This is a genomic window from Peribacillus sp. BM1 (assembly GCF_056679975.1).
The window spans coordinates 3,020,295-3,046,265 of sequence record NZ_CM155259.1; the positions used below are offsets into that span (position 1 = coordinate 3,020,295).

Sequence of the window (25,971 nt, forward strand, 5' to 3'; positions counted from 1 at the left end):
CGTTTTTTTATTTTTGAGGAAATTCATGTCGTTAGTTTGATAGTCATGGGGACAAGGGATTTTTTCTCATGTAATAATATTCTTTACAAATAAAAGTAATGCGTTTTATAATAATGTTAACTTAAAATGAAAGTAGGTTAACAATGTGAAATTAAAAGATTTAATGTATGTTTCAATGTTTGTAGCAATTATGGGCGTACTTGGAGTTCTTCCTCCAATTTTGTTAGCTTTTACTCCTGTGCCTATTACTTTACAAACATTAGGAATCATGTTATCAGGTAGTGTGCTAGGAGCACGTTTAGGTCCTAAATATGCAGCTCTTAGTCAAATTTTATTTTTATTATTGGTCATGACAGGTTTACCGCTATTATCTGGTGGACGAGGCGGAATCGGTGTTTTTTTTAGTCCATCAGGAGGCTATCTTATCGGCTGGGTAGCAGGTGCATATGTTATTGGCCTATTATCCTATCGTATGAAAAATGCGTCTTTGGTAAAGATTCTTCTTATTAATATTCTTGGTGGTATAGGTGTTGTGTATTTATTTGGAATTCCCATTCAAGCTTTGATGATGGGTATTGGGATCGATAAAACAATGATCCTTAGCTTAGCGTATCTTCCTGGTGATTCAATAAAAGTGGTCGTTGCATCCCTGCTTGCTATTAAGCTACGAAACTATATTCCGCTCGCCGAAAGAGTTCAAGTTTAAGTGCGAATTACCAGTACCTATAGAACTTACGCTGAGTTGGATAGCAAGCGACCCGCTATCATAACAGACGAAGAATCCATTTTATATGGTGATTGGCTTGATTTAGTGCAGCGAACCGCTACCTCTTTTTATAGAGAAGCGCAAGCAACGAAACGAGTGGCATTATTCCTACCAAATGGACGCTTGTTTTTACAGCTATTCGCTGGAGCATGTGAAGCAGGCTGGGCAAGTATAGTTGGAGATATGAGATGGAAGAAGCAAGAGATTGAGGAACGAATTCAACAAACGTCTCCAGATTTGATTATTGCTGATGAAAGGCTAAAAGGTTTTTTTCAAAAGCAACGTACGCCTATCATTTATTCAGATGAGGTAGAGAACTGGATCGGTGCTAGATGCGACAGTCCGCACAGTGAAGCTAATGTTCCCTTTTATATTGGTTTTACCTCCGGTTCCACAGGAAAACCAAAAGCCTTCGTTCGCTCTCATGCTTCGTGGATAGAAAGCTTTCGGTGTAATCAAGTCGACCTCGGGATGACGGAAAAAGACCATGTCTTAATACCAGGTTCGTTTGTGAATTCCACTTTTTTATACGGTGCCCTGAGTACCTTATTTTTAGGTGGAACGATATATGTGTTGAAAAAATTTTCTCCTGCACGATTGATGAATGTCTTAGAGCATTATCCGATTTCTCATGTGTTTGTGGTACCTACGATGATCAACGCCTTATTAAAGGAAGAATATCACGAAACCAAAGACATAACTTTTATTTCAACTGGTGCAAAGTGGCTTCCCAGAATGAAGGAGAAGATGCACCTACAGTTTCCAAACGCAGATTTCTATGAATTTTATGGATCATCGGAGCTTAGCTATGTTTCGGTTTTAAAAAATAATGAACAGATTGAATATGCCGATTCAGTTGGAAGAGCCTTTCACAATGTTGAAGTGAGCATTCGTGATGAAAAAGGAAAGGAAGTAGCAGTTGGAGAAGAAGGCGTATTGTTTGTCAAAAGTAACATGCTTTTTGATGGATATATCGATCAAAAGGAGGAAACAAAAAAGGTCTTACAGGGAGATTGGGCGACGGTTTATGATGTCGCCAAAATGAATGAAGAAGGGTATATATATATTCTCGGTCGGAAAAACGATATGATTCTTTACGGTGGAATCAATGTGTACCCCCATGAAATCGAACAGGCATTAATAAAATGTGACGGTGTAGAAGAAGTAGTGGTTTTAGGAATCAACGATGAATATTGGGGCGAGAAAATAGCTGCTTACATTAAAGGAAATGTATCTTTAGCCTCTTTGAAAAATTATTGTCTTCATACTCTATCTTCTTATAAAATTCCACGAGTGTGGCGAAAAGTCGAACAGTTTCCATACACAACGGGAGGCAAGATTTCACGCCAGGAGGTTAGAAAGTGGTTTGAAAAGGATGCGTTATGATGAAAAGAGCAGTCATTGTTAAAGCAAAGAGAACGGTGATTGGAAAAAAAGGCGGCATTTTAAAAGATTATCGCCCTGAACAATTAGCTGCTGCTGTCATTCGAGACCTTGTTCAAGATTTGCCCGAACAAGTAGATGATATTATTTTAGGAAATGTAGTCGGTCCTGGAGGAAATATGGCGAGGCTGTCAAGCTTAGAGAGCAATCTACCTTTTTCTGTTCCTGGGGTGACAATTGATCGACAATGTGGATCCGGATTAGAAGCGATCCGCCTTGCTTGCCATCTCATTCAAGGAGGAGCAGGGGATATCTATATTGCAGGTGGTGTCGAAAGCACGAGTCAATCACCCTACGAAAAGAGAGCCCGTTTCTCACCTAAGCGATTTGGAGATCCTGAAATGGGGATGGCTGCAGAATATGTAGCTGAAAAATATGGAATCACACGACAGATGCAAGATGCATATGCGCTTCTTAGCTATCAACGGGCTATTTATTCCTTACAACACGATTATTTTTCAGAGGAACTTGTAAAGATCGATAATCTTTCCTTACAAGACGAAGGATTAAATACCGAGCAGAATTATGACAGAATGCTGCGTCGCTTATCTCCTTGTTTTAAGGAAAATGGAACGATAACGCTTGGAAATTGCTGTGGAATTAATGATGGAGCAGCAGCGGTTCTTGTAATGTCAGAGGAAAAATCAAAGAAATTAGGCTATAAACCGATTATGCGCTTTGTCGATAGTGTGGTGACTGGCGTGAATCCAAACTATCCAGGAACAGGTCCTATTCCCGCTGTTTCAGAAATATTATCTAAACATTCGCTGTCGATTCAAGATATTGATTTGATTGAATTGAATGAAGCATTTGCTTCCAAAACTGTCGCATGTGCTCAAGAGCTTTCTATTCCTTTTGAAAAATTAAATATAGAAGGTGGTGCTATTGCCTTAGGTCATCCTTATGGGGCATCGGGAGCCATTTTGGTCACCCGATTATTTTATGAAGTACAGCGTTACAAAGCAAACTATATCATTTCGACGATCGGAATTGGTGGCGGAATGGGTATCGCTGTTTTATGGGAGAGTATGATATGAAAACCGAGATTACTTTAGTTACAATCACAGAAGCAATGGTGAAAAACTATGAAGCGATTTTTGGAAAACAAACTAGTTTGCCCCCAACCTTTCCCATGATTTTTTATCGTAATATGAAGATGCCAAGAAGCTTTAAGACAGCACCAATTCATCGGAAACAGACCTGTGTGTGTCACAGGGAACTTTCCGTCGGGGAAAGCTTCCAGTGCGTGGTTACACTTGATAAAGAAAGTCAAAAAGGAAAATATACGTTTTACACTCAATCACTCATAGGCTATGACTTGGAAGGAAGTGAGTGTTTTCAATGTGTGTCGGAATTAGTGGTTCGATTACCCTAACGAAAGAAAAAATCAAACAATATGCATTGCTCTCGGGAGATTTCAATAAGATTCATTTGAATCAGGAGGCAGCCGAACGCTTCGGATTTAAAGCACCGATCGCTCATGGAATGTTGACAATGGGGCTCTCATTGGAAATTGCCTCTTCTTTTATTGAGAAAGGGATGAGGGTTTCTACATACGAGATGCAATTTCTTAAACCGATATTTCAGAATAACACGATTCATTTAGTTGGAGAGAAAATGCAGCTGGCAAATGACTCTACTACATTAGTGATTGAAGGTAGAAATGGAAAGCAAGTAGTCGTTAAGGGGAAATTTGTATTAACGAGAGAGTAATTGTCCCATAGCCTCAAAGAAATAAGGATAGTCATTTTTTGTTTTTCTAAATCATGTTCTTAGCTTGTTGGCTGTATGTATCTTTGTTACACATATTATTAAATAAGCGAGGTTTGGAACAAATGGAATATTTAATAATGATGTCGATAGTGTATAAATTATTGTGCCATTTTTAAAGATTCCAGTATAAAAGTTATTTAGTGTGAAAATATTTTTAAACGATGCTACAAAAGAACATAGAAATGAACAGGAGAGTGAGGAATTAATTGTTAAAAGGAAAGAGAAATTTATCAATGAACTTGGAAATATAGAGGGAAAAGGGGTCAAATCTTTTTTTTGGCATTCAATAAATTGGAATCGTTCAATATTAAATTTCGTTATGTTGGCCTCTATTGTTAAATAGAGGATGCAAATGATTGGTTAAATTTGTCCTTAGAAACTATTAGTTTAGAGCAACATAAATTGGAAATGATTAATACCGTTAATAATTTAACTGATATTAATGTTAATAAACTAACAAGCGGGCTTTTGTCAGCACGTTGTATTAGAAGGGAATACTTCTTATTAGTATTAACGGCTGTTCTTTTCATTGAATTAAATGAAAGAACAGCCAATAGAGAATTTAGAATTTATGGATTAGTATGGGAGTAGACTAATTTGAGTTACATTATATATCGCTTATAAGCGATATATAATAGATGTGAGGTCAGAGTTTTTTTGGACACTCTCATTTGTAAGTTCATTTGGTGTTTCATATTCTACGGCTTATCAATATAACGCTCTTGTTAAGAATTCTCTTCATTACGTATATTTAAACTTATATCTGAAACATCAAAAAAGTTCTTAATAACTAAAGCACAAGCACCCATAATACATGCCTTTTTACCGAATTCTGATATTAGCAGTTCGCGGTAATGACCAACGGTTGACTTTAGTTGGGACTCAATCTCAGAGATAGCATTTGGATATAAGCGAAGTAATTCACAATTAATAACTAATATTTCTGGGTTATACAGATTAATAATATTATTTAGGCCAATTGAGATATACTTGATAAATTGATCCATTTGGTGGCAAGTGACTGGTTCTTGTTCTGTAATCCAAGTGTGTATATCTTCATATTTAACATTCGGTTTGAGATGGCTTTCAGATATTTGTTTAAAAAAGCTATATTCTGATGCATATTGTTCCCAGCAACCTGAATTCCCGCAACTGCATGGTCTTCCATCAGGCACTACAATCATATGACCAATCTCGCCAGCATAACCATGATACCCTTTGAGAGATTCACCATTGATCATGATTCCAAGGCCGATTCCCGAATACAAACTTACACTTAACAGATTCTCGCTTTGATGATGCTTATATACTCTTTCGGCAAATGAACACAAATTCGCATTATTTTCAATATATACGTCAATTCCTATTTCATTCTTTATGTCAGTTTTTAAATTTTTGTTATGCCATTGATGTTGAGGTACAAAATAAATCATCTCATCTTTATTAACAATCCCGTGAATCCCGATGACTACACCGACAAGTCCGTATTGGGTTTTCGTGCATCGATTTTTGTAATCGTTGATATTCTTTATTAAAAGACTAAGAATTACATCGTAATCAGATGTTTGCAATTCAACTGTATCGGTATGAACTGGAAAGCCCAATAAATCTGAAAGGGTAAACGTAATCGTATTTTTATCAAGATCAATACCTAAAGCAAATCCTGCCTGTTGATTAATGGAAAGCATAATCGGCCGTCTACCTAGATTTTTGTGTTCTTGAAGTGTTTCGATAATTAATCCTTCATCTAATAGATCAGATACTTGTACAGAAATGGTCGCTTTGTTTAATCCTGTAATCTTGGCTAAGTCAGCCCTAGATATCATTCCGTGCTCAATAATTTTGCTAATGATTATACATCTATTTATATTTTTGATATATGCGGCATCTCCAGTAAGCATATATTTCCCTCCTCGTTTTTTATGGATTAATAAGCATCTCTTAAAAGAAAGAGTATCGATTTTACTTGAATCCCTATTATTTTTAAAAAAATTAATTATTCATGAATCTTTAATCAATAAATATTGACGAAAGAATACCTTAATGTTATTATACAGGTAATTAATTTGTTTGGTAAACAAATTAATAAATTTTTTAATATATTTTAGTTATATAACCGTGATATAATCAACATACTTCTAATTTTGAAAGGGATTACAACTAATCTCAGTCAAGTACCATTTTTACGTGATCTATATTCATATTTTACAGAACTTTGAAGGAACATAAAGAAAAAGGAGTGTAGTTAATTATGGGTATTCTACAAGAATTATTAAAAGATATTCCAGTACCAAAAATGGCAAAAGTAAAAGTGAAGTTTGACGACAAACAGATAGATGATCTTGAACAAGAATTGATGAAAAAATTGCAACAAGAATCGATTGGAAAACTGATTCAGCCAGGAATGGAGATTGCGATTGCAGTGGGTAGTAGAGGATTGGATCGCCTCGTGGAAACAACTGCAACAACAGTGAAATTTTTAAAAGAATTAGGAGCGAAACCTTTCATTGTACCAAGCATGGGAAGTCATGGTGGTGCAACTGCAGAAGGGCAACGTGCAGTATTAGAACATCTTGGAGTGACAGAAGAAAGTGCAGGTTGCGAGATTCGATCTACGATGGAAGTAGTGAAACTCGGTGAATTACCGAACGGCTTGCCTGTTTATATCGACAAATTTGCTTCACAAGCAGATGGAATTGTCGTCATCAACCGCGTGAAACCACATACTGCATTCCGAGGACCGGTTGAAAGCGGAATTATGAAAATGCTAAGTATTGGCTTAGGTAAGCAAAAAGGAGCCGAAGCGTGCCATCAAATGGGCTTTAAATATATGGCGGAAAATGTACCAGCAATGGCTAAGGTCATCATGGAGAAAAAACCAGTGCTTTTCGGCGTTGCTACAGTTGAAAATGCCTTTGATAGAGTGGCTATAATTGAGGTACATACACCTGAAGAAATTATTGAAAAAGAACCAGCACTTCAAATGAAAGCGAAAGAACTACTGCCGAAGCTTTTCTTTGATCAATTGGAAGTCCTTGTTATAGATGAAATTGGTAAAAACATCAGTGGTGATGGTATGGATCCTAATATTACTGGTCGATACCCAACTCCATATGCATCCGGAGGACCAGAAGTTAACAAAATGGTTGTCCTTGATGTTACGCCTCAATCAGAGGGAAATGCCAATGGAGTCGGAACAGCAGACTTTACAACTCAACGCTTAGTAGACAAGATGGATAAAGAAGGAACATATGCGAATGGATTAACTTCAACTGTTGTGTCTCCGACAAAAATAGCAACAACATTACCTAATGATCGCGAAACCATTCAAGCGGCCGTTAAAACAAGTAATGTTTTAGATTTTACAACAGTAAAAATGGTACGCATTAAAAATACATTAAAACTTAGTGAAATTGAAGTATCGGAAACTTTACTAGAGTATATCGCTCAACATCCAAATATGGAGCAAATTTCAGATCTATATGAATTAGGATTTGATGAAAAAGGAAACTTATTTTAAAAATTGGGGGAATATTAATATGACACAATTATTCGATTTAACAGGAAAAACAGCAGTTGCAATTGGCGGAAATGGTGTATTGGGATCTTCAATGGCAAAGGGATTAGCTGCTCAAGGAGCAAAAGTTGCGATTGTCGGCCGTAATTTGGAAAAAGCAAACGAAGTCGTTCAAGAAATAGAAAACGATGGAGGGACTGCAAAAGCTTTTCAAGCAGATGTAAGTTCACGTGATTCTTTAGTTCATGTAGCAAATGAAATTGAAAAATGGTCTGGCGGGTGGGACATTCTACTAAATGCACCTGGTACAAATAGTGCGACACCGTTTTTTGAACTTGGTATGGACGAATGGGATCAAATTATGGACATTAACCTAAAAGGGATTGTACTATCGTGCCAAATTTTTGCGAAGAGAATGATTGAGCAAGAAAGAAAAGGCAGTATCATTAATATTTCATCTGTTTCATCTACTACTCCATTATCAAAAGTATTTACATATTCAGTGTCAAAAGCAGGGATCAATAGTGTAACTCAGTATTTAGCACGTGAATTCGCTCCAAATGGCATTCGTGTAAACGCGATTATTCCTGGTTTCTTCCCGGCAGAACAAAACCGGAAGATTTTAAGCCCGGAAAGAGTCGAGTCAATCATGAACCATACACCAATGAACCGTTTTGGTACACCAGAAGAACTACAAGGGGCTACAGTTTGGCTTGCATCTGAAAAGGCTTCAAGCTTTGTTACAGGGACTCTTATTCGAGTTGACGGCGGTTTTGGAAGCATGACCATTTAATTTTGTACTCATAAAGCAATAACCAAATAAATATGGTAAACTATGGTTTGCTCAAATCTAGATAAATAAACTTAATGATGGAGGGAGATGAGACCGTGCTAACTGAGAAATACAATCAATTAACGTCGATTCTCCGAGAAATGGAATCAGTTGTGGTAGCTTTTTCAGGTGGAGTAGATAGTACGTTTTTATTAAAGGCTGCTGTAGACACATTAGGCAAAGATCACGTACTTGCCGTAACTGCTGACTCTGAAACGTATCCATCTAGTGAACTGAAAGAAGCAATCGTTCTGGCTGAAAAAATTGGCGTCAAACACCAAGTGATTGAGACATCAGAATTGGCGATTCCTGGTTATTCAGAGAATAACAAGAATCGATGCTACTTCTGTAAAAGCAGTTTATTTGACCACTTACTTCCTGTGTTAGAAGAAAAGGGTTTTCACAATGTGATTTATGGAGTCATTGCTGATGACATGAATGAACATCGACCTGGTATGCGAGCAGCTAAAGAAAAGGGAATACGTGGTCCATTGCTAGAAGCTAATTTGTTTAAAGAAGAAATTAGGGAACTTTCACGTAAGTATGATTTACCAACATGGGATAAACCTTCTTTTGCATGTCTTTCATCAAGGATCGCCTATGGTGAATATATTACAAAAGAAAAGTTAACAAAGGTTGAAAAAGCAGAAGCATTCTTAAAAAGCCTTCATATACGCCAAGTTCGGGTCCGAACGCACGAAGAAATTGCTAGGATTGAGGTAGAACCTAATGATATGAAGATCGTTTTAGATAATCATAATGCTATTGTCAAAGAGCTTCAAGATTACGGTTATAAATATATCACGTTAGATTTAATTGGCTATCAGAGTGGTAGTATGAACAAAGTTCTTACAACGTAAATTTATTAATTAGCTTGCTATGATTATGTATCGGATACAAAAGAAAAGGCTTTGGAGGGATCCAAAGCCTTTTCTTTTAAGAGTAAGAATCAATATAGTTTTTTCACTTTGACTAATGTTTATATAAAAGGAAGATGAATCATGTCAAGAGAATTTGTTATTGGCCTTGATATTGGAACTACAAGTGTTAAAGCATGTGTTTTTAACTTAAATGGGAATGTAGTTGCAGAAGCAGAAAAAATGAACACATTTTATTACCCACAACAAGGCTGGGTAGAGCAGGATGCAGTTGAAATAGAACGATCAGCTGTATTTGCTATTAGAGAAGCTATTGAAAAAGCGAATATCAAGAAAAACGAGCTGATTACGCTCGGGTTTTCTGCTGCCATGCATTCACTTATTTGTGCAGATATCAACGGTAAGCCACTTTCACCAGCGCTTATTTGGGCGGACGGAAGAGGTAGTGCTCTAAGCGAAAACTTGATGGAAACTCAAGGGGACGAAATTTACAAAAAAACAGGGACACCAATTCATCCTATGACCCCATTCATAAAATTATTATGGATGAAAGAAACAGAATATAAACCTTATCAAGAAGCAGAATATTTTATGTCGATTAAAGAGTATCTAATTCATAGCTGGTTTAATCAAAGGGTTATTGATTATTCGATGGCATCGGCAACAGGGTTATTTAATCCAACTACACGTAAGTGGGATCACGAATTATTGGAGCTAACGGGTATTAATAAGGAGCAGCTATCTGAAATTGTCGCCCCGACGGAACGATTAACGGGAATCAAAAGCCATATAGCTGCAGAAATGGGAATAATGCCTGAAATGCCTTTTGTTGTAGGGGCTGCTGACGGCCAACTAGCCAACTTGGGAATCGGAGCAATACTTCCAGGAGAAGTAGCTGTTTCTGTTGGTACAAGTGGAGCAATCAGACAAATAACAAAAGGATTTAAAATTAGTGAAAATCGTGAAACATTTTGTTATTCTTTTACAGAAGACTATTCCATTGTCGGAGGTCCGACGAATAATGGTGGGATTGCTTTACAGTGGTTAAAGGACTTACTAAATTATGAAGGCAGTTTTGAGGAATTTCTTGCTGAAGCAAAACAGGTAGCTCCAGGTGCAGAAGGAATCGTTTTCCTACCTTATATAAATGGGGAAAGAGCGCCATTATGGAATCAGAATGCAAAAGGAAATTTTTATGGAATGACCCTTACACATAAAAGAGAACATTTTATTCGAGCAGTTCTTGAGGGTATTACTTTAAATCTTTATCAAATTGGGAAAGCTTTAGAGAGGATAGCTGGGGAACCCGAAAAAATTTATGTAAATGGCGGCTTGGCAAGATCTCCTTTATGGCTTCAAATGATGGCTGATGTTTTTGGAAAAGAAGTTTTCGTACCAGAGAGCCATCACAGTGCCGCATGGGGAGCAGCCTGGACAGCATTGGTTGCCATTGGAAAAGTTGATTCTTTTGCAGATATTAAAAAGAATATCCCTATGGGTGAAGTGATTAAACCGAATAAACAAGCGAATGAGTTTTATAAAAATATGTATGAGAAATATGAAATGATGGCAAAAGACTTGTCGAAGTATTTTTAATTTTTCCTACCACGTCAAGATGAAAGAATAATGGGAGTGAAATCATGCTGGAGAATATTTTGGAACAAGTCCAAAAAGGAACGTTAAGTGTAGAAGGAGCAAAAGAACAATTAGCTACATATGAGAATTTAGGGTTTGCTAAAGTTGATCACCATCGGAAGAAGCGACAAGGTTTCGCAGAAATTATCTACGGAGAAGGCAAAACGGCTGAACAGATTATTTCTATTTCTGAGGCTCTAAGATCTAAAAACAACCAAGTTTTGATTACTCGGATTTCAAAAGAAAAGGCTGAAATGGTGCTAAAAGTATTGCCTGATTTTATTTATAATGAAACGGCCCAAATTCTTTATTGGAAAGATCAAAAAGCGATGGAAAGAAACTCTCAAGGATACATAGCCGTTATTTGCGCAGGAACATCTGACTTACGTGTAGCTGAAGAAGCGGCCGTTACAGCAGAAGTACTAGGAAGCAAGGTACATCGAATTTATGATGTAGGTGTGGCTGGGATTCATCGGTTATTGAATCATTTAGAGGAAATTCAACAGGCTACAGTCTCAGTTGTAGTTGCTGGAATGGAAGGGGCTCTTCCGAGTGTAGTAGGTGGACTTGTTTCCCATCCCGTTATTGCTGTCCCAACGAGCGTGGGGTATGGTGCGAATTTTAATGGCTTATCAGCCTTACTCACCATGTTAAATTCATGCGCTTCAGGGATAAGTGTTGTCAATATTGATAACGGGTTTGGTGGAGGATACAACGCTGTATTAATCCATCAACTTGCACAAAGAGAGGTAGGGAACAATGAAGACACTGTATTTTGATTGTATATCAGGTATTAGTGGAGATATGGTAATCGGAGCTCTCATCGATGCTGGCGCTGATCCTAATATACTGGAAGAAGAATTAAAGAAGCTTCAGATTGAAGAAGAATATCAATTGAAGTGGAAAAAAGTAATAAAAAATGGAATTACTAGTACGAAGTTTGATGTTTTATTAACAGAAAAACATGAACATAACCACGATCATGCGCATAGTCATGAACATGACCACAATCATGCGCATAGCCATGAACATGATCACGATCATGCGCATAGTCATGAACATGATCACGATCATGCGCATAGTCATGAACATAACCACGATCATGCTCATAGCCATGAACATGACCACAATCATGCGCATTCTCATCATGATCATCGTAGTTATCAAGATATTGTAAAGTTAATTGAAGTAGCTGGATTTTCTGACCAAGTAAAAGAAACAGCTTTGAAAATTTTTAAGAAAATTGGCGTGGCAGAAGGTCGGATTCATGGGCTTCCATTAGATCGTGTTCATTTTCATGAAGTTGGGGCCGTTGATTCGATTATTGACATTGTTGGTGCAGCCATTTTACTTCATCAACTAGACATATCCATCATCAAGTCATCGTCTATTCCTGTTGGTGCGGGGAGAATTCATATCGATCATGGTATTTATCCAGTTCCGGCACCTGCTACACTCGAAATATTAAAAGAAGCATCTATTGAACAATCGAATATTAGAGCGGAACTTACGACTCCAACAGGAGCAGCTATTGTATCGGTACTTGCAGAGGAATTTTGCACGATACCGTCTATGAAGGTTAAATCAATAGGGTATGGAGCTGGGACAAAGAGCTTCCCAAATCATCCGAATGTGCTCCGTGTCATTATTGGGGAATAGACTAAAACCAACATTGAAGCGAGAGGAGTAAAAATGATGAGTGCCAAACATCCTCCAAATCATGAACATCTTGATGATCAAATGATCAAAATGGAAGTGAATCTTGATGATATTCCAGGTGAATGGCTTGGATATGTGATGGATTTACTTTTCGAATCTGGTGCGAATGATGTATTCTATACCCCTATTTATATGAAAAAAAATCGGCCAGGTATATTACTTCAATTGCTCTGCTCAAGTAAAAAAATCAACAAAATGAAAGAAATCCTTTTTAAAGAAACAACAACACTTGGTGTGCGCTATTATCCATTAACGGTTCATCGGTTGGAAAGAGAGTTTAGAGAAGTAACAACTGAATGGGGAACAGTAACGATTAAAGAGGGAATATATGATGGACAAGTTGTACAAAGTGCACCAGAGTATGATGAATGTAAAAACATTGCCCAACTACATGATATTCCTTTGAAAAAAGTGTATGAACAAGTATGGAAGTCATTTGAGAGTGAAAAGTAAACCAATCTATATAGTTTCGTTGTTTTGAAAAAGGATTTAGCGCATATGTAACACTTCAGAGATGTATCCGCAATATCAATGAAGTGTAATGCATATGAGCGAATCCCCATACTAAATAATTTACTAGATTAGGAGTGTAATAGATGAAGACATTATTAAACGAAACACAAATTGATCAATTAGCTATTAATACAATTCGAACATTATCCATTGATGGTGTTGAAAAAGCAAACTCTGGTCACCCGGGTATGCCAATGGGGTCAGCTCCAATGGCATATACACTATGGGCAAAAGAGATGAATCATAATCCAGTAAATCCGAAATGGTTTAATAGGGACCGATTTGTATTATCTGCAGGGCATGGTTCTATGCTTTTATATAGCCTTTTACATGTATTTGGTTATGATGTGACAATGGAAGATTTAAAAAGTTTCCGTCAATGGGGAAGTAGAACGCCAGGGCACCCTGAATTTGGTCATACACCTGGAGTTGAAGCAACAACAGGTCCTTTAGGACAAGGAGTTGCAATGGCTGTAGGTATGGCAATGGCAGAAAGACATCTTGCAGAAACATACAATCAAGAGGGGCATAACATCGTTGATCATTATACGTATAGTATTTGTGGTGATGGAGATTTAATGGAAGGTGTTTCAGCTGAAGCTGCATCACTTGCAGGTCATTTAAATCTAGGTCGCCTTATTGTTATGTATGATTCTAATGATATTTCCCTGGATGGAGATTTGAATTTATCATTTTCAGAAAGTGTAGAAGACCGATTTAAAGCCTACGGTTGGCAAGTAATTCGCGTTGAAAATGGCAATGATGTTGATGCTATTCAAACGGCATTACAAGAAGCTAAAGCTGATTTGAATCGACCAACTTTAATAGAAGTTAAAACGGTAATTGGATATGGTTCTCCAAATAAGTCAGGTAAATCTTCTTCTCATGGTTCACCACTTGGTAAGGAAGAAATTAAGTTAACGAAAGCTTCTTATAATTGGAATGTAGAAGAACCATTCTTTATTCCAGAAGAAGCAAAAGAGCATTTTGAGCAATTTACAGCAGTTGGCCAAGAAAAGGAAAATGCTTGGAATGAATTATTTGAAAGCTATAAGAACAACCATCCAGAGTTAGCTAAGCAATTTGAGGCTGCTTTAGCAGGAGAGCTTCCTGAAAATTGGCAAGAAACATTACCAACCTTCACAGAAGGGGATGTAATCGCGACAAGAGATTCATCAGGGAAAGCACTGAATGCTGCTGCTAATGTGATTCCACAATTACTTGGTGGTTCTGCAGATTTAGCAGGATCCAATAAGACTTTCCTTTCATCTGAAAAAAATTACAAGATAGATGGATATGCAGGTCGCAATATTTGGTTTGGCGTACGGGAATTTGCAATGGGAGCGGCTCTTAATGGGATGACACTTCACGGCGGCGTTAAAGTATTTGGTTCTACGTTTTTCGTATTCTCAGACTACCTACGCCCAGCTATTCGCTTAGCTGCACTTATGAATCTTCCTGTTACGTATGTATTTACACATGATAGTATTGCCGTAGGGGAAGATGGACCAACACATGAACCAATCGAACAACTTGCAGCTTTACGTGCAATGCCAGGACTTTCAATTATTCGTCCAGCTGACGCAAAAGAAACAGTTGCGGCTTGGCAATTAGCTCTTGAAAGTACCGATACACCTACAGCACTCGTTTTAACACGTCAAGGTTTACCGACATTAAACGTTGATGAACAAACGGTTTACGAAGGTGTGAAAAGTGGGGCTTATGTAGTTTCAAAGGCAAAAGGCGAAGTCAGCGGTTTATTGCTTGCTACTGGATCAGAGGTAACCTTAGCAATTGCTGCTCAAAAAGAACTTGAAAGTGAAGGGGTTTTTGTATCGGTTGTCAGCATGCCAAGTTGGGACCGTTTTGAAAAACAGCCGATTGAATATAAAGAAAGTATTCTTCCAAAAAATACAAAAGCTCGTATTGGGATTGAAATGGGTTCATCTATTGGTTGGAGAGAATACGTTGGAGATCATGGAGCAGTAATTGCGATCAATCAATTTGGAGCATCTGCACCAGCAAATAAATTGCTCGAGGAATACGGATTTACCGTTGAAAACGTAGTGAAAAGATTTAAAGAAGTTACCTCTGCAATGAATTGAACGTTTATTCATAATGAGCCGATGTTCAGAACTGGATAAGTGAAAAGAAAGAGTTGATGCTTTAATAGAGCATTCAACTCTTTCTTTTTGAAAAAACGATGTAATCAGCTTTAATGTAAGTATTATGACTTCACTATATTTATATTTCAATAATTTCCTCGATAGAATATTAAAATATTCTATAAATTATAGTTTTATGTTTTCACTTAATTATTAGCATCTAATGGAACCAAACATTTCATATAATAAAATAATTGATTTCAATGTCTTTTACATGACTCCCTTTTGCTTATCCTACAGTATGTCTTTTTTTCTTAAGTAAGCTCCAATTATTGTTGACAGGCTTCCTCGAAAGAAAGAAGCACCCAAACGCCAAACAAGGAAACAAACAATCATCGTGTGTAAGAGTATGCAAAAACGAATGACAGACTTTATTTTAACAAATGATAAAAAACTGTTCTGAAAAAGTGAAACATCTTTAAAATTCTATTTCTTGTATCTCTTTACATTGGCAAAACCATTGATGAAGGACTTTGTTATAATAGATGTTTATACAGGTGAATTAAAAAAATATGTCAAATGACAAGTATTCGAAACACCAACGGATTTTTGGTAAGCGCTTTAAATTTCAATTCTTTGCTTTTTTCAAGTACCTAAATATGGTATTATATAGACACTTATTAAATAGGTTTAATAAGTCTGTTTGTATAGGTGATTAACTTTATGAAAGAACGGATTTGGTCATTTATCTACACTTTATATAAAAAATTTAGAAGGAGATGATTATCATAAAAACAGAAAAAGAAAAAATGTTAAACGGTGAATTGTATAATGCCGCAGACACTGAATTACAAAGAGAACGCATAAATGCCAGAAGACTAACCAGATTATACAATCAAACAATAGAAACAGAAGAAAGTAAACGTACTGAACTTTTAAAAGCTCTTCTTGGTTCGACTGGAGATCATGTATACATTGAACCAAGTTTCAAATGTGACTATGGGTACAATATACATGTTGGCGAAAACTTTTACGCAAATTTTGATTGTGTGATTTTAGATGTTTGTGAAGTTCGAATAGGAGATAACTGTTTTATTGCTCCGGGTGTACATATTTATACCGCTGCTCATCCATTAAATCCACATGAACGCATTGCAGGACCTGAATTCGGTAAAACTGTTACGATTGGGGATAATGTTTGGATTGGTGGTAGAGCCATAATCAATCCAGGTATTTGTGTTGGAAATAATGTGGTTATTGCATCAGGTGCAATTGTCACAAAAGATGTACCTGATAATGTTGTAGTAGGTGGAAATCCTGCAAAAATTATTAAACAAATTGACAATTAATTTGATATAAAGTAACAAATATTTGTAGTATTCTATACAAAACTTTGAAACTAATTTAATAAGCTGGTGAACATTATGGATGAACGATTTGCTACACCAAAATCAATGAAAAAGGTCATTCTTCGTGTAATACGAACAACACTGTTACAGCTTGGTAGTGCTACAAAAGTTGAACTTAGCAAGCAGTTAGGAATCAGCTTTCCCACTGTCAGCAAGGTAATTGCTCAAATGGAACAGGATGGAGAGGTTTATGAAGTCGGATTGGATGATTCCAGTGGTGGAAGAAGAGCAAAGCGATATGTATTTAATCCGGAGCATATGCTAGGTCTAGCTATTTTTTTGGAGAAAAATGAGACGGTCTATGCCGTTTTTAATTGTGTGGGGGAAATGAAGGAACAGAGAACACGACCAAGTGTATTCCAAGATGACTTACATTCGTTGATAGAGCTAGTACAGGATATCTTATTAGAATTCCCAAAAATCAGTTCGATGGCGATTGGTGTACCTGGAGCTGTCGATAATGGACGAATATTTCACATCCCTAATTATAAGAGTTTCCATGACGTTGAATTGAAAACATACTTCGAGGATCTGTTTTCCATACCTGTTGTTGTAGAGAATGATATGAATGCTGCAGTTCTAGGGTTTCAAAAAATGAGCGGGAGAGAGGATAAACAATCGCTTGTATATTTGTACTCTGGGGAGAATGGCCCTGGAGCTGGGATTCTAATTAATGGTGACGTTGTACGTGGGAGTACGTTCTTTACTGGAGAGGTCTCGTTTTTGCCATTGTATGATAACCAAAACTTCCATCAAGCTATGTACCAGGGACGCAAGAAGAGTAAGGATACCTCTATTATTGGTGAGGAGCATGAGATTCAGGCTATTAGTCGCTTAATTGCTTCCTTAGTAGCCATTATTAATCCGCATACAATCATTTTTTCTAAAGAGGAAATGAATCAGATAGCAATAAATCGAATTGCGATAGAAAGTGCTAAGTATGTTCCAAAAGAACATCTTCCAGAGCTTATTGTGAGTGACTGGAAACGAGACTATCTTCATGGATTGCAGCGACTTGCGCTTGACCGTATGGTAACTGGTACCCGGTTAGTTAACGTATTAGAGTAAGCAAAAAACAAAACAAAACTATACAACGAATAAATGAAAAATACAGGGGGACTTATAATGGCTACTTTATTTTTAGTCATCATATATATGGCGTTCATTAGCTTAGGTTTGCCTGATTCAATGTTAGGCGTAGCATGGCCTGTGATGCAATCAGATTATGGGCAACCACTTGAAACTGCTGGCTTGCTTTTCATGGTAATTGCAGGCGGTACAATCGTTTCCAGTTTAGCGGCTGGGTCTGTTATTAAGCGGCTGGGAACTGGAAATGTCACATTAATTAGTGTTTTAATGACAGCCGTTGCACTTTTAGGGTTTTCTTTTTCACCATCGCTCATATGGCTTATTATATGTGCCATACCACTCGGATTAGGTGCAGGAGCAGTCGACGCAGGATTAAACAACTATGTTGCTACACACTATAAAGCACATCACATGAGCTGGTTACATTGTTTCTGGGGAGTGGGCGCTTCTCTTGGTCCTATTATAATGTCCCAGTTTATCACTGGTCAAAATTCTTGGAGACAGGGATATGTTGCCATTGCCATTATTCAGTTTACTTTAGTCCTCATCCTCTTTTTTACTCTTCCGTTATGGAAACGAGTGGCAATAAACAGTCAGGCGAATTTAAGTGAAGAGCCAGATGACAAAGAAATTGTTTTGCCTGATGAAACAGCATTGAAGCATGTGAGACCATTACGTATTAAGGGTGTAAAGCTAGCGCTCGTATCTTTTTTATTTTATTGTGGCGTGGAATCAACGATGGGGTTGTGGGGAAGTAGTTATCTTGTAAATGTTAAGGGACTATCTGTAGTAGTAGCAGCTCAATGGGTTTCCTTATACTACGCAGGGATTACAGTAGGCCGATTGATTACAGGATTTATTACCATGAAGGTGAGTAACCGTATTCTCATTCGTGCAGGACAGATCACAGCATTGATGGGAGCTGCTTTTCTTTTATTGCCCTTGCCGACTTCTTTTTCTCTTGTAGGATTTATTTTGGTTGGCTTAGGATTGGCGCCAATTTTTCCATGTATGTTACATGAAACACCGGCTCGTTTTGGGAAAGAACATTCTCAGTCCATTATGGGGTATCAAATGGCAATTGCCTATACTGGGAGTACATTTTTACCACCGATTCTAGGAATGGTTGTATCGTATTCTACAATGGAGATTCTTCCTTTTTTTATTGTGGTTTATATAATCACCATGCTTCTTGGTTCGGAAAAAATAAATACTTTAATGAAATCGCGTCCATTTGAAAGAAATCTAAATGCTTGATTATATGATTATCAGTCCAATGGGGCGGATAATCAAGGTGATTAAGTTGTTTTAGTGTATAATTACTATGTAATAATACGATTTAAATGCCAAAATATAATGTAATGCTTAAAAGAAAAAAATGATCAATATTAACTGAACTAGTAGAATGGAGAGAAAAAAATGATTAATAAAGTCGGTCAAATTATGTTATATGTAAATAACCAAGATGAGACATTGAAATTTTGGACAGAAAAAGTAGGGTTTAGCGTAATTTCTGAAGAAGATAACGGCCAAGGACTGAGATGGATTGAAATTGCTCCAACAAAAGAAGCAGAAACGAGTATTGTTCTCCATAATAAGGAATTAATTTCTAAAATGCAGCCTGAATTAAACCTTGGTACACCTTCGTTAATGTTTTACTCGGAAAATCTTGAAAAATTATATAAAGACTTTTTGGATAAAAATATTAAAGTCGGAGAAATTGTCAATATGCCTTCTGGCAGAGTATTTAACTTTGCTGATAATGAAGAAAATTACTTTGCAATCATGGAAAAAAAGTGAACATAAAAAACTAACATCAATATGACTAGAAAAACTAATTTTAGTCGTGTTAGTGTGGAATAACAATATTTGGATTGTCAAATAGAAAGTTTTGAAAAAAGTTTAACCATTTATAAAAAAGATGAACCGGAATTTCCTATCTCTATAAAGAAGGGATTTCGGTTTTTCTTATGAATTAAAAACCTGTTAAGTGATAATAAAGTTATTCCATTAAATCAGCTAATAGTTTATCAATATTTTCCAATAAAAACTTAAAATATCCCATGCTATACTAAATTTAGACATACCAAATAACCTTCCAATATTGTGTGTTTGGAAAGTTTTGGGCTGTTTAGTTATGTTTTAAAACTAGGCTAGATCTTGGAAAGCAGATTTGTTTTTTAATAATGCATAAATCCAATGTAAGAGTTTATTAGCACAGGCTATCACAGCTACTTTAAAGGGTTTTCCTTCTTCAGGTTTCTTATCATAAAACTCTCATAATCGCTTATTACGAGGAATGATTTCATTTGTCGTTTTCTTCTTGCGACAATCACGAATGGCACATTTAACAGCCATATACAAGGCATGTCGTAGTGTCCTAGAACCTCTTTTGGTAATCCGATTTAATGTACCTTTGAATGTACCAAATTCAAAGATGCTTGGATCAATTCCGGCAAATGCAACTAGTTTCTTAGGGTGATTAAACCGATCAATTTCTCCAATCTCAGAAATAATCGTGGCAGCGATTTTTTCACCGATACCAGGGACTGATTGGATAATCCTACACTCTTCAATACCCTTTGCTAAAACATCTATCTCATCTTCAAGATTGGATAGATGTTTTTTGTATTCAAAAAGCATATTAATATACATATCCAAGCTTAAAGAAAGACTATGATATAAGGTTTTCTGAAACGGGTTTTGAGCTGCGGCAGCCATTAGTTTTTCGGTCTGACTATTTGCCCATTGTTGTGAACGACTTTTACATACCTTTTTTATTTTGTTAGCGATTGTTTCTTCGCTTGTTTTCAAGATTTCTTCTGAAGTAGAAAATGCTTGTAAAGTCAGTAATGAAACATCCGAGTATAAGGCCCCAAAAACCCCACAATACTGAGGAAACACTTGATCCAGAATTGCCTGAAATTGCAGTTTAATTTGTACAAACATACCTGTAATATTTTCATGTTGTCTTGTAAGGTTACAAAGGTTTAAGAGCTGAATTCCTCGCTGTTTATAAGGATCTAAATCTTCTTTATAATACAGCTCACAGAGATGGCGAGCGTCCATGACATCTGTCTTTACCTTGCGTAAACTAGAACTCTTAGCTCGATAAGATATGAGTGGATTTACGATAATCAATAAATACCCTCTGTCTTCGAAATATTGGACGACTGATGTATGATAATGTCCAGTGGATTCCAATACAATGGGAGGCCGTCCCCCCGATACATCTTCTACTTCTTTAATAAAATCTAGAAGACTAGCTAATCCTTCAAGTGTATGTGTTACTTTAAAGCTCTTTTTGTATGGTTGCTTTTTATCCAAGAATGCCTGAACCTGACTTTCACCTTTTGCCACATCCAGACCAATGACTGGATTCATGTTTGATCTCCTCCTCAAGAAAATTACCGGTACCCCTAATTCCTTCTTGCAGTGTCATAGCTTCGCTTGTTATACGAGATCCAAGTCCCAACCAGCCTCAATCATGTTTCTACAAGTAGGGGGCGAACTGTTTAACAGACGGGATCAAGTCCCAAGGGCCATTACGTTCTACCCCGGCTGCCGTTATCATATATCGATATAAAAAAAGGTCAACCAGAAATATGTTCTGGCTGACCTTATAATACGAAAGGGCCATTTTCCGAAGTAATTGGTTGTGCAAAGTACCAAAAGTTGAAATAATTGTTATTATGCTTCAGGGAGGAACTCAGTAATATAGAAGTGTATAATTATTATGATAGGGATAGCACCAACTTAAAGAATAAATTCTAATACTCAATCAAATAAACAAGCTAAGTAACAAGTATCTAGCTTGTTTATTTGATTTTTTTCCTCGATAGTTTTTTATTTAGAGCTATACATGGTGTTTCTTAAAAAAATAAATATCGCACTCAATATTACGGATAATAATCCTACTAGGATAACGTATTGCGTTCCCATCGCTGAGATAATTAAGCCCCCTACAGCTGTACCGATTGTTGTTCCTATATTTGCGGATGATAAAAACAAGCCGTTAGCAAAGTCAGGAGCTTCAGGTGCTGCAGATGTAACCACATATTGATTAATGTTTGCTGCTATTCCAGCTAGTATTCCCCAAAGTAAGATAATAATTACCATAGGCAAGGTAAGCTGTCCCATGAAAAATAGTATGATATATACAACTCCCAATAGAAAAGGAAGAGATACGATTGTTTTGATAGGATTAATAGTAAGCAGCCTTCCAGCCAAAATGTTACCAATAATATTTGCTGCACCGTAAATGAATAACATCAAGCTAGTTATATTTGGTGATATATTCGTTACGGTTTGTAAATAATCTGCAAGATAGCTGTAAACCCCAAAAACAGCTGAGTTTAGCAAAATGACAATTATAATAGACAGCCATGTAACAGATTTTTTCAATACATTTAATTGAGTTCCATAGGAGATTTTTTCTTTAACCGGCATGGATGGAACGAATAATAATGTAGCAATAAGTACAATAATATTAACAATAGCGAAAAACGCCATCGCAATTTGTAAATTAGACACGCTAGCAATAAAACTAACGATCGGAACGCCGACTACCATCCCCGCAGACACACCAATAAAAATTTTTGATACTGCTTTGGGAGCTTCCTCTTTGCTAACCGAATCAGCAGCCGCTGAAAATGCCAAAGAAACATAAACCGGATGAAAAAGAGCTGGAATGATTCGGGCAATTAATAAAACGGTAAAATTAGCTGTAAATATAGATATGATATTCCCCACAACAAAAACACTTAATACAAGTATCATCACTTTCTTTCGATTAATCCCTGAAAATAATAACGGCATTGTTGGAGCTGATATTGCAACGCCTATGGCAAAAATACTTACCACCCATCCCGCTGTTGAAACACTAACACCGAAGTGGCTGGCGATATCAGGTAATATCCCAATGAAACCCATTTCGGTATTTAAGATACCGAAAACCCCAACTGTCAAAATAAATATTAGTAAACTTTTTCTTTTCATTAAAAAATAGCTCCTCTCTTGCACATCTTCTCTATTTATTTTACTTTTACTATTAAGGAATTACCAATACCTATATCTTATATTATGATATGCTCGAAAGGTATATTTCGTTATGTATAAGGGAGACTGAATTATGGAATTTAGAGTTCTACGTTATTTTCTTACTGTCGCAAGAGAAGGAAGTATAACAGGAGCAGCAAATTTTTTGCATGTTACACAACCAACTTTGTCGAGGCAATTAAAAGAGTTGGAGGAGGAGTTGGGAAAGAAATTATTTATCCGGAAAAGTCACCATGTCGTTCTTACAGAGGAAGGAATGATCCTAAGAAAGAGAGCAGAAGAAATTATTGATATGGTTGTTAAGGTGGAAGAGGAATTTAATTCTATGGAAGAAACGATAGGGGGAGATATTTACATAGGGGGTGGAGAAACAGAGGCTATGAAGCTAATTGCGCAAATAGTAAAAGGTTTGCAGTTTAAATATCCAACTATCAGATATCACTTTTACAGTGGAAACTCCGATGATGTGACGGAGCAACTTGATAAGGGATTACTTGATTTTGGAATTCTGATTCAACCAGCCGATTTGTCAAAATACAATTATATCAATATCCCGGCCAAAGATGTGTGGGGAGTTGTTATGAGAAAAGATAGTCCCCTAGCTGTAAAAGAAAGCATACAGAAGACTGATTTAATAGATGTTCCTCTCCTCTTATCAAGGCAAGCTATTAAACCGGGATTATCTAGAAATGAATTTTCTGAGTGGTTTGGGGAAGATTATGATAAATTAAACGTGATCACGACATATAACCTTGTTTATAATGCTGCCATATTGGTTGAGGAAGGTATCGGTTATGCAGTCACCATTGATAAAATAGCAAATACATCTAGTGATAGTAACCTTTGTTTTAGACCATTAGAACCGAGACTTGAATCCGGATTAAATATTGTTTGGAAGAAGCATCAGGTTTTTTCCGATGCCGCCAATATGTTTTTCGAAGAAATTAGGGGTAAATTTTCTAATCGTTAATCTGTTGAATAAGAAAAACAACAAGCTTATTTTATAGTAATGAATGCTTGATATAAATCTTTATTTCCTTCCCTACTGTACCTATTCAATACAGGGAGGGGGACCCCTTTGCTTTAATTAAACTTGTTGACTGGTTGGACGAACAATCATATCACTAATGGACATACGATCAGGTGTATCAATCGCAAACATTACTGCGGATGCAATGTCTTCAGGAATTAAGCCTGATTCTTTTTGCGATTGATGGATTTTCTCCGCAACTTCTTTATCATTAATTGTTTTGTACAATTCAGTAGCAACAGCACCAGGGGAGATGATTGTTGATTTGATATTATTTTCTCTTTATTTCCTGTCTTAACCCTTCCATGATTGCACGTACGGCAAATTTCGTTCCACAATACACTACATGTCCTGCCAGGGAATCCGTTGCAATAATATGTCCTGACTTTTGTTCGACCATAATAGGGACAACAGCAGCTATGCCAGTTAAAACACCCATGATATTAATATCAAGCATCTGATCTGTGGTCTGTTGCTAGTGAGCAAGAAAAACATGCTATTGCTAGCGTGATGGTGAAACTAGTTGAGAGTAATGGTACTTCACAGTAACTAATTATGAAGCCCTGTCCATTGTAAAATGTACACTTTGTAGGGGTACGGCAAGAATTCGTTCTTTTTGGGGCCACTCATAAACAAGAGAGGTTTTTTAATGTTGGCAAAGTGTAAAGTGACAATATAGTATTTATTTTTAAAACCTCAAAATACGCTTAACCCCATTCTAATTTTAGGATGGGGTCAAAAGTTGTTTAATTTTTGATGTAGATTACTTCACTGCACATAAAGTCGTTTAAATCTAAGAGTGGATAGATTACCATCCTCACGATTTTTATGTTAGCTATTTATTCTATGTTATATTCGGTATTTGATTTTTGTGATAAGGCATCCTTTTTCCAGAGTTTACCCGGCCAGAAAGCGAAATTCCCTAGAACAGCAGTAATCGCCGGTACGAGAAGTGGACGAACGATAAATGTATCTAATAGTACACCAATTGCTGTAACAATACCAAATTGAACAAGTACTTGAATAGGTAAAGTAGCCAAAACAGCAAATGTTCCTGCTAAGATTAGACCTGCCGAAGTGATAACACTTCCGGTTTGTATCACTCCGCCCGCAACAGCATCAAGATGGGTTTGAGTTCGTTTATTCTTCCATATTTCGGAAACCATAAAAATATTATAATCCTCACCTAATGCAACAAGGAAAACAAAGGCATATAAAGGAATTGCCCCTTGAATTGCAGGGGCCCCCAGCCCAACGTGAAGAATGAGCCAGCCTGCACCTAGTGCAGAAAAGAATGATAAAACCACAGTTAAAATCAAATAAATCATGGCAATGATAGAGCGTAAGTATAACAGCAACAATAATGAAATAATACAAATCATAACGGGGATAATAACAGATTCATCTCGTTCTGTGGTTATTTTTGTATCATATAATGAGGCTGTCTCACCGCCAATCCATACATGGCTTTCAAAATCATGGATGTCTGAGGTTGTTAACATCTTTTTCAATTGACTTCTTAGCTCGGGAATCCGATTCAACGCTTTAATGGAATAGGGATTCTCAGCCAAGGACACTTCGTACATTTGCAATTGATGATTATATTTTCCTCCCACGGGCTCGGTTACTTCGGCTACGAAGGAAAGTTGTTCCAATTCTCTTTTCAAAGAGATGTCTTTCCCATTGGTATCAACAACAATTTGTATAGGTGCCAATTCTCCCGGAGAAAAATGATCAGAGATTAAATCAAACCCTTCCCTTGAGGGCATATCTTTAGGAAAAGATTCCAATAAATCATACGTATATTGAATACGTGGAACAACGCCAGCCAAACCTCCAAGTAGAATGAGCGTTGTAATAATTACTGTCCATGGCCGTTGGATCACGAGGCGGCCAAGCCTCTTACTAAAGAACCCTTGTGATTTTCTAAGTTTGATTGATTTCCCTTTCTTTTTAGTCCATTCTTCTGTCATTTCCTTTGTTCTTGGAATAAACGGAAAAAATGCCATTCTTCCAAAAATTGCAAAAAAAGCTGGAAGAAGTGTTAAAGATGCAATCCCCATCAGAAGAACTGCGAGACTAAATGGAATGGCAAACCGATGGAAAGAACCGAAATGAGCAAGTAATAATGTACCTAACCCTATCACGACAGTTAGAGCATTCATCGAAATAGCCCCGCCTGATTCTTTCATTGCAAAGGGGAG

At 36.8% G+C, this 25,971-nt stretch carries 21 protein-coding genes and 3 pseudogenes; 18 read left to right on the top strand and 6 right to left on the bottom strand.

The window, feature by feature from the left end; all coding sequences use genetic code 11:
- Positions 1–145: 145 nt before the first annotated feature.
- The 5 genes from AC1MGI_RS14580 to AC1MGI_RS14600 are packed head-to-tail and all read left to right on the top strand — an operon-like array spanning position 146 to position 3,922.
- Entirely contained in the window at positions 146–706 is a 561-nt protein-coding gene (locus tag AC1MGI_RS14580; RefSeq protein WP_480345873.1) for a biotin transporter BioY, read from the top strand.
- Positions 707–2,152 carry an AMP-binding protein gene (locus AC1MGI_RS14585; RefSeq protein WP_480345874.1) on the top strand — a complete coding sequence of 482 codons (1,446 nt, stop codon included), beginning with the start codon at positions 707–709 and terminating at the stop codon, positions 2,150–2,152.
- Entirely contained in the window at positions 2,152–3,246 is a 1,095-nt protein-coding gene (locus AC1MGI_RS14590; protein ID WP_480349796.1) for an acetyl-CoA C-acyltransferase, read from the top strand. Before AC1MGI_RS14585 ends, AC1MGI_RS14590 begins: the two co-directional genes overlap by 1 nt.
- Positions 3,243–3,584 (top strand): hypothetical protein, encoded by a 342-nt coding sequence (locus AC1MGI_RS14595; protein WP_480345875.1) that lies wholly within the window; start codon positions 3,243–3,245, stop codon positions 3,582–3,584. The genes AC1MGI_RS14590 and AC1MGI_RS14595 overlap by 4 nt, the downstream gene beginning before the upstream one ends.
- Positions 3,551–3,922 (top strand): MaoC family dehydratase, encoded by a 372-nt coding sequence (locus AC1MGI_RS14600; RefSeq protein WP_480349797.1) that lies wholly within the window; start codon positions 3,551–3,553, stop codon positions 3,920–3,922. The genes AC1MGI_RS14595 and AC1MGI_RS14600 overlap by 34 nt, the downstream gene beginning before the upstream one ends.
- Before the next feature lie 785 nt (positions 3,923–4,707).
- Here the strand turns inward: AC1MGI_RS14600 and AC1MGI_RS14605 are convergent.
- Positions 4,708–5,883, bottom strand: a complete 1,176-nt coding sequence (locus AC1MGI_RS14605; RefSeq protein WP_480345876.1) for an ROK family protein — start codon at positions 5,881–5,883, stop codon at positions 4,708–4,710.
- A gap of 350 nt (positions 5,884–6,233) precedes the next feature.
- On the opposite strand from AC1MGI_RS14605, the gene AC1MGI_RS14610 reads away from it, so the two are divergent.
- From AC1MGI_RS14610 to AC1MGI_RS14660, 11 genes and pseudogenes are all read left to right on the top strand, one after another.
- The gene (locus AC1MGI_RS14610) at positions 6,234–7,502 is read left to right on the top strand and encodes a nickel pincer cofactor-dependent isomerase, group 22 (protein WP_480345877.1); all 1,269 of its coding nucleotides are present in this window, start codon (positions 6,234–6,236) and stop codon (positions 7,500–7,502) included.
- Positions 7,503–7,521: 19 nt separating this feature from the next.
- Positions 7,522–8,292 carry an SDR family oxidoreductase gene (locus AC1MGI_RS14615; RefSeq protein WP_480345878.1) on the top strand — a complete coding sequence of 257 codons (771 nt, stop codon included), beginning with the start codon at positions 7,522–7,524 and terminating at the stop codon, positions 8,290–8,292.
- A gap of 95 nt (positions 8,293–8,387) precedes the next feature.
- Positions 8,388–9,191 carry an ATP-dependent sacrificial sulfur transferase LarE gene (larE, locus tag AC1MGI_RS14620; protein WP_480345879.1) on the top strand — a complete coding sequence of 268 codons (804 nt, stop codon included), beginning with the start codon at positions 8,388–8,390 and terminating at the stop codon, positions 9,189–9,191.
- Positions 9,192–9,332: 141 nt separating this feature from the next.
- Entirely contained in the window at positions 9,333–10,805 is a 1,473-nt protein-coding gene (locus AC1MGI_RS14625) for a gluconokinase (RefSeq protein WP_480345880.1), read from the top strand.
- 44 nt (positions 10,806–10,849) lie between these two features.
- Positions 10,850–11,623, top strand: a complete 774-nt coding sequence (gene larB, locus AC1MGI_RS14630; RefSeq protein ID WP_480345881.1) for a nickel pincer cofactor biosynthesis protein LarB — start codon at positions 10,850–10,852, stop codon at positions 11,621–11,623.
- A gap of 25 nt (positions 11,624–11,648) precedes the next feature.
- Positions 11,649–13,016: pseudogene (gene larC, locus AC1MGI_RS14635) on the top strand (nickel pincer cofactor biosynthesis protein LarC).
- A gap of 143 nt (positions 13,017–13,159) precedes the next feature.
- Positions 13,160–15,181 (top strand): transketolase, encoded by a 2,022-nt coding sequence (gene tkt / locus AC1MGI_RS14640; RefSeq protein ID WP_480345882.1) that lies wholly within the window; start codon positions 13,160–13,162, stop codon positions 15,179–15,181.
- A gap of 788 nt (positions 15,182–15,969) precedes the next feature.
- Positions 15,970–16,530, top strand: a complete 561-nt coding sequence (locus tag AC1MGI_RS14645; protein ID WP_480349798.1) for a maltose acetyltransferase domain-containing protein — start codon at positions 15,970–15,972, stop codon at positions 16,528–16,530.
- Positions 16,531–16,605: 75 nt separating this feature from the next.
- Positions 16,606–17,658 carry an ROK family transcriptional regulator gene (locus AC1MGI_RS14650; protein ID WP_480345883.1) on the top strand — a complete coding sequence of 351 codons (1,053 nt, stop codon included), beginning with the start codon at positions 16,606–16,608 and terminating at the stop codon, positions 17,656–17,658.
- A gap of 57 nt (positions 17,659–17,715) precedes the next feature.
- Positions 17,716–18,936, top strand: a complete 1,221-nt coding sequence (locus AC1MGI_RS14655; protein WP_480345884.1) for an MFS transporter — start codon at positions 17,716–17,718, stop codon at positions 18,934–18,936.
- 162 nt (positions 18,937–19,098) lie between these two features.
- Positions 19,099–19,479, top strand: coding sequence for a VOC family protein (locus AC1MGI_RS14660; RefSeq protein WP_480345885.1), 381 nt, complete (start codon positions 19,099–19,101; stop codon positions 19,477–19,479).
- 348 nt (positions 19,480–19,827) lie between these two features.
- On the opposite strand, the pseudogene AC1MGI_RS14665 reads toward AC1MGI_RS14660, so the two are convergent.
- Positions 19,828–21,063: pseudogene (locus AC1MGI_RS14665) on the bottom strand (IS110 family RNA-guided transposase).
- A 462-nt stretch (positions 21,064–21,525) separates the two neighbouring features.
- Complete coding sequence (locus AC1MGI_RS14670; RefSeq protein ID WP_480345886.1) at positions 21,526–22,677, bottom strand: MFS transporter; 1,152 nt, start codon at positions 22,675–22,677, stop codon at positions 21,526–21,528.
- Between the two features lie 133 nt (positions 22,678–22,810).
- On the opposite strand from AC1MGI_RS14670, the gene AC1MGI_RS14675 reads away from it, so the two are divergent.
- Positions 22,811–23,707 carry a LysR family transcriptional regulator gene (locus AC1MGI_RS14675; protein WP_480345887.1) on the top strand — a complete coding sequence of 299 codons (897 nt, stop codon included), beginning with the start codon at positions 22,811–22,813 and terminating at the stop codon, positions 23,705–23,707.
- 117 nt (positions 23,708–23,824) lie between these two features.
- Here the strand turns inward: AC1MGI_RS14675 and AC1MGI_RS14680 are convergent, their stop codons facing one another.
- A complete protein-coding gene (locus AC1MGI_RS14680) occupies positions 23,825–23,995 on the bottom strand; it encodes a hypothetical protein (protein ID WP_480345888.1) in 171 nt (56 codons plus the stop codon).
- A gap of 43 nt (positions 23,996–24,038) precedes the next feature.
- Positions 24,039–24,224 (bottom strand): SDR family oxidoreductase, encoded by a 186-nt coding sequence (locus AC1MGI_RS14685; RefSeq protein WP_480345889.1) that lies wholly within the window; start codon positions 24,222–24,224, stop codon positions 24,039–24,041.
- Positions 24,225–24,229: 5 nt separating this feature from the next.
- Between AC1MGI_RS14685 and AC1MGI_RS14690 the strand changes: the two genes are divergently transcribed.
- Entirely contained in the window at positions 24,230–24,316 is an 87-nt protein-coding gene (locus AC1MGI_RS14690; protein WP_480349799.1) for a DUF3243 family protein, read from the top strand.
- A gap of 290 nt (positions 24,317–24,606) precedes the next feature.
- Here AC1MGI_RS14690 and AC1MGI_RS14695 read toward each other — a convergent pair.
- A pseudogene (locus tag AC1MGI_RS14695) lies at positions 24,607–25,971 on the bottom strand (MMPL family transporter); the annotation flags it as partial.

Excerpts from the sequence above, each read along its gene's own strand:
- AC1MGI_RS14590 (WP_480349796.1), top strand. The coding sequence starts at position 2,152 with ATGAAAAGAGCAGTCATTGTTAAAGCAAAGAGAACGGTGATTGGAAAA.
- AC1MGI_RS14595 (WP_480345875.1), top strand. The coding sequence starts at position 3,243 with ATGAAAACCGAGATTACTTTAGTTACAATCACAGAAGCAATGGTGAAA.
- AC1MGI_RS14600 (WP_480349797.1), top strand. The coding sequence starts at position 3,551 with ATGTGTGTCGGAATTAGTGGTTCGATTACCCTAACGAAAGAAAAAATC.
- AC1MGI_RS14605 (WP_480345876.1), bottom strand. The coding sequence starts at position 5,883 with ATGCTTACTGGAGATGCCGCATATATCAAAAATATAAATAGATGTATA.
- AC1MGI_RS14610 (WP_480345877.1), top strand. The coding sequence starts at position 6,234 with ATGGGTATTCTACAAGAATTATTAAAAGATATTCCAGTACCAAAAATG.
- AC1MGI_RS14615 (WP_480345878.1), top strand. The coding sequence starts at position 7,522 with ATGACACAATTATTCGATTTAACAGGAAAAACAGCAGTTGCAATTGGC.
- AC1MGI_RS14625 (WP_480345880.1), top strand. The coding sequence starts at position 9,333 with ATGTCAAGAGAATTTGTTATTGGCCTTGATATTGGAACTACAAGTGTT.
- larB (WP_480345881.1), top strand. The coding sequence starts at position 10,850 with ATGCTGGAGAATATTTTGGAACAAGTCCAAAAAGGAACGTTAAGTGTA.
- tkt (WP_480345882.1), top strand. The coding sequence starts at position 13,160 with ATGAAGACATTATTAAACGAAACACAAATTGATCAATTAGCTATTAAT.
- AC1MGI_RS14650 (WP_480345883.1), top strand. The coding sequence starts at position 16,606 with ATGGATGAACGATTTGCTACACCAAAATCAATGAAAAAGGTCATTCTT.
- AC1MGI_RS14655 (WP_480345884.1), top strand. The coding sequence starts at position 17,716 with ATGGCTACTTTATTTTTAGTCATCATATATATGGCGTTCATTAGCTTA.
- AC1MGI_RS14660 (WP_480345885.1), top strand. The coding sequence starts at position 19,099 with ATGATTAATAAAGTCGGTCAAATTATGTTATATGTAAATAACCAAGAT.
- AC1MGI_RS14670 (WP_480345886.1), bottom strand. The coding sequence starts at position 22,677 with ATGAAAAGAAAAAGTTTACTAATATTTATTTTGACAGTTGGGGTTTTC.
- AC1MGI_RS14675 (WP_480345887.1), top strand. The coding sequence starts at position 22,811 with ATGGAATTTAGAGTTCTACGTTATTTTCTTACTGTCGCAAGAGAAGGA.
- AC1MGI_RS14685 (WP_480345889.1), bottom strand. The coding sequence starts at position 24,224 with ATGCTTGATATTAATATCATGGGTGTTTTAACTGGCATAGCTGCTGTT.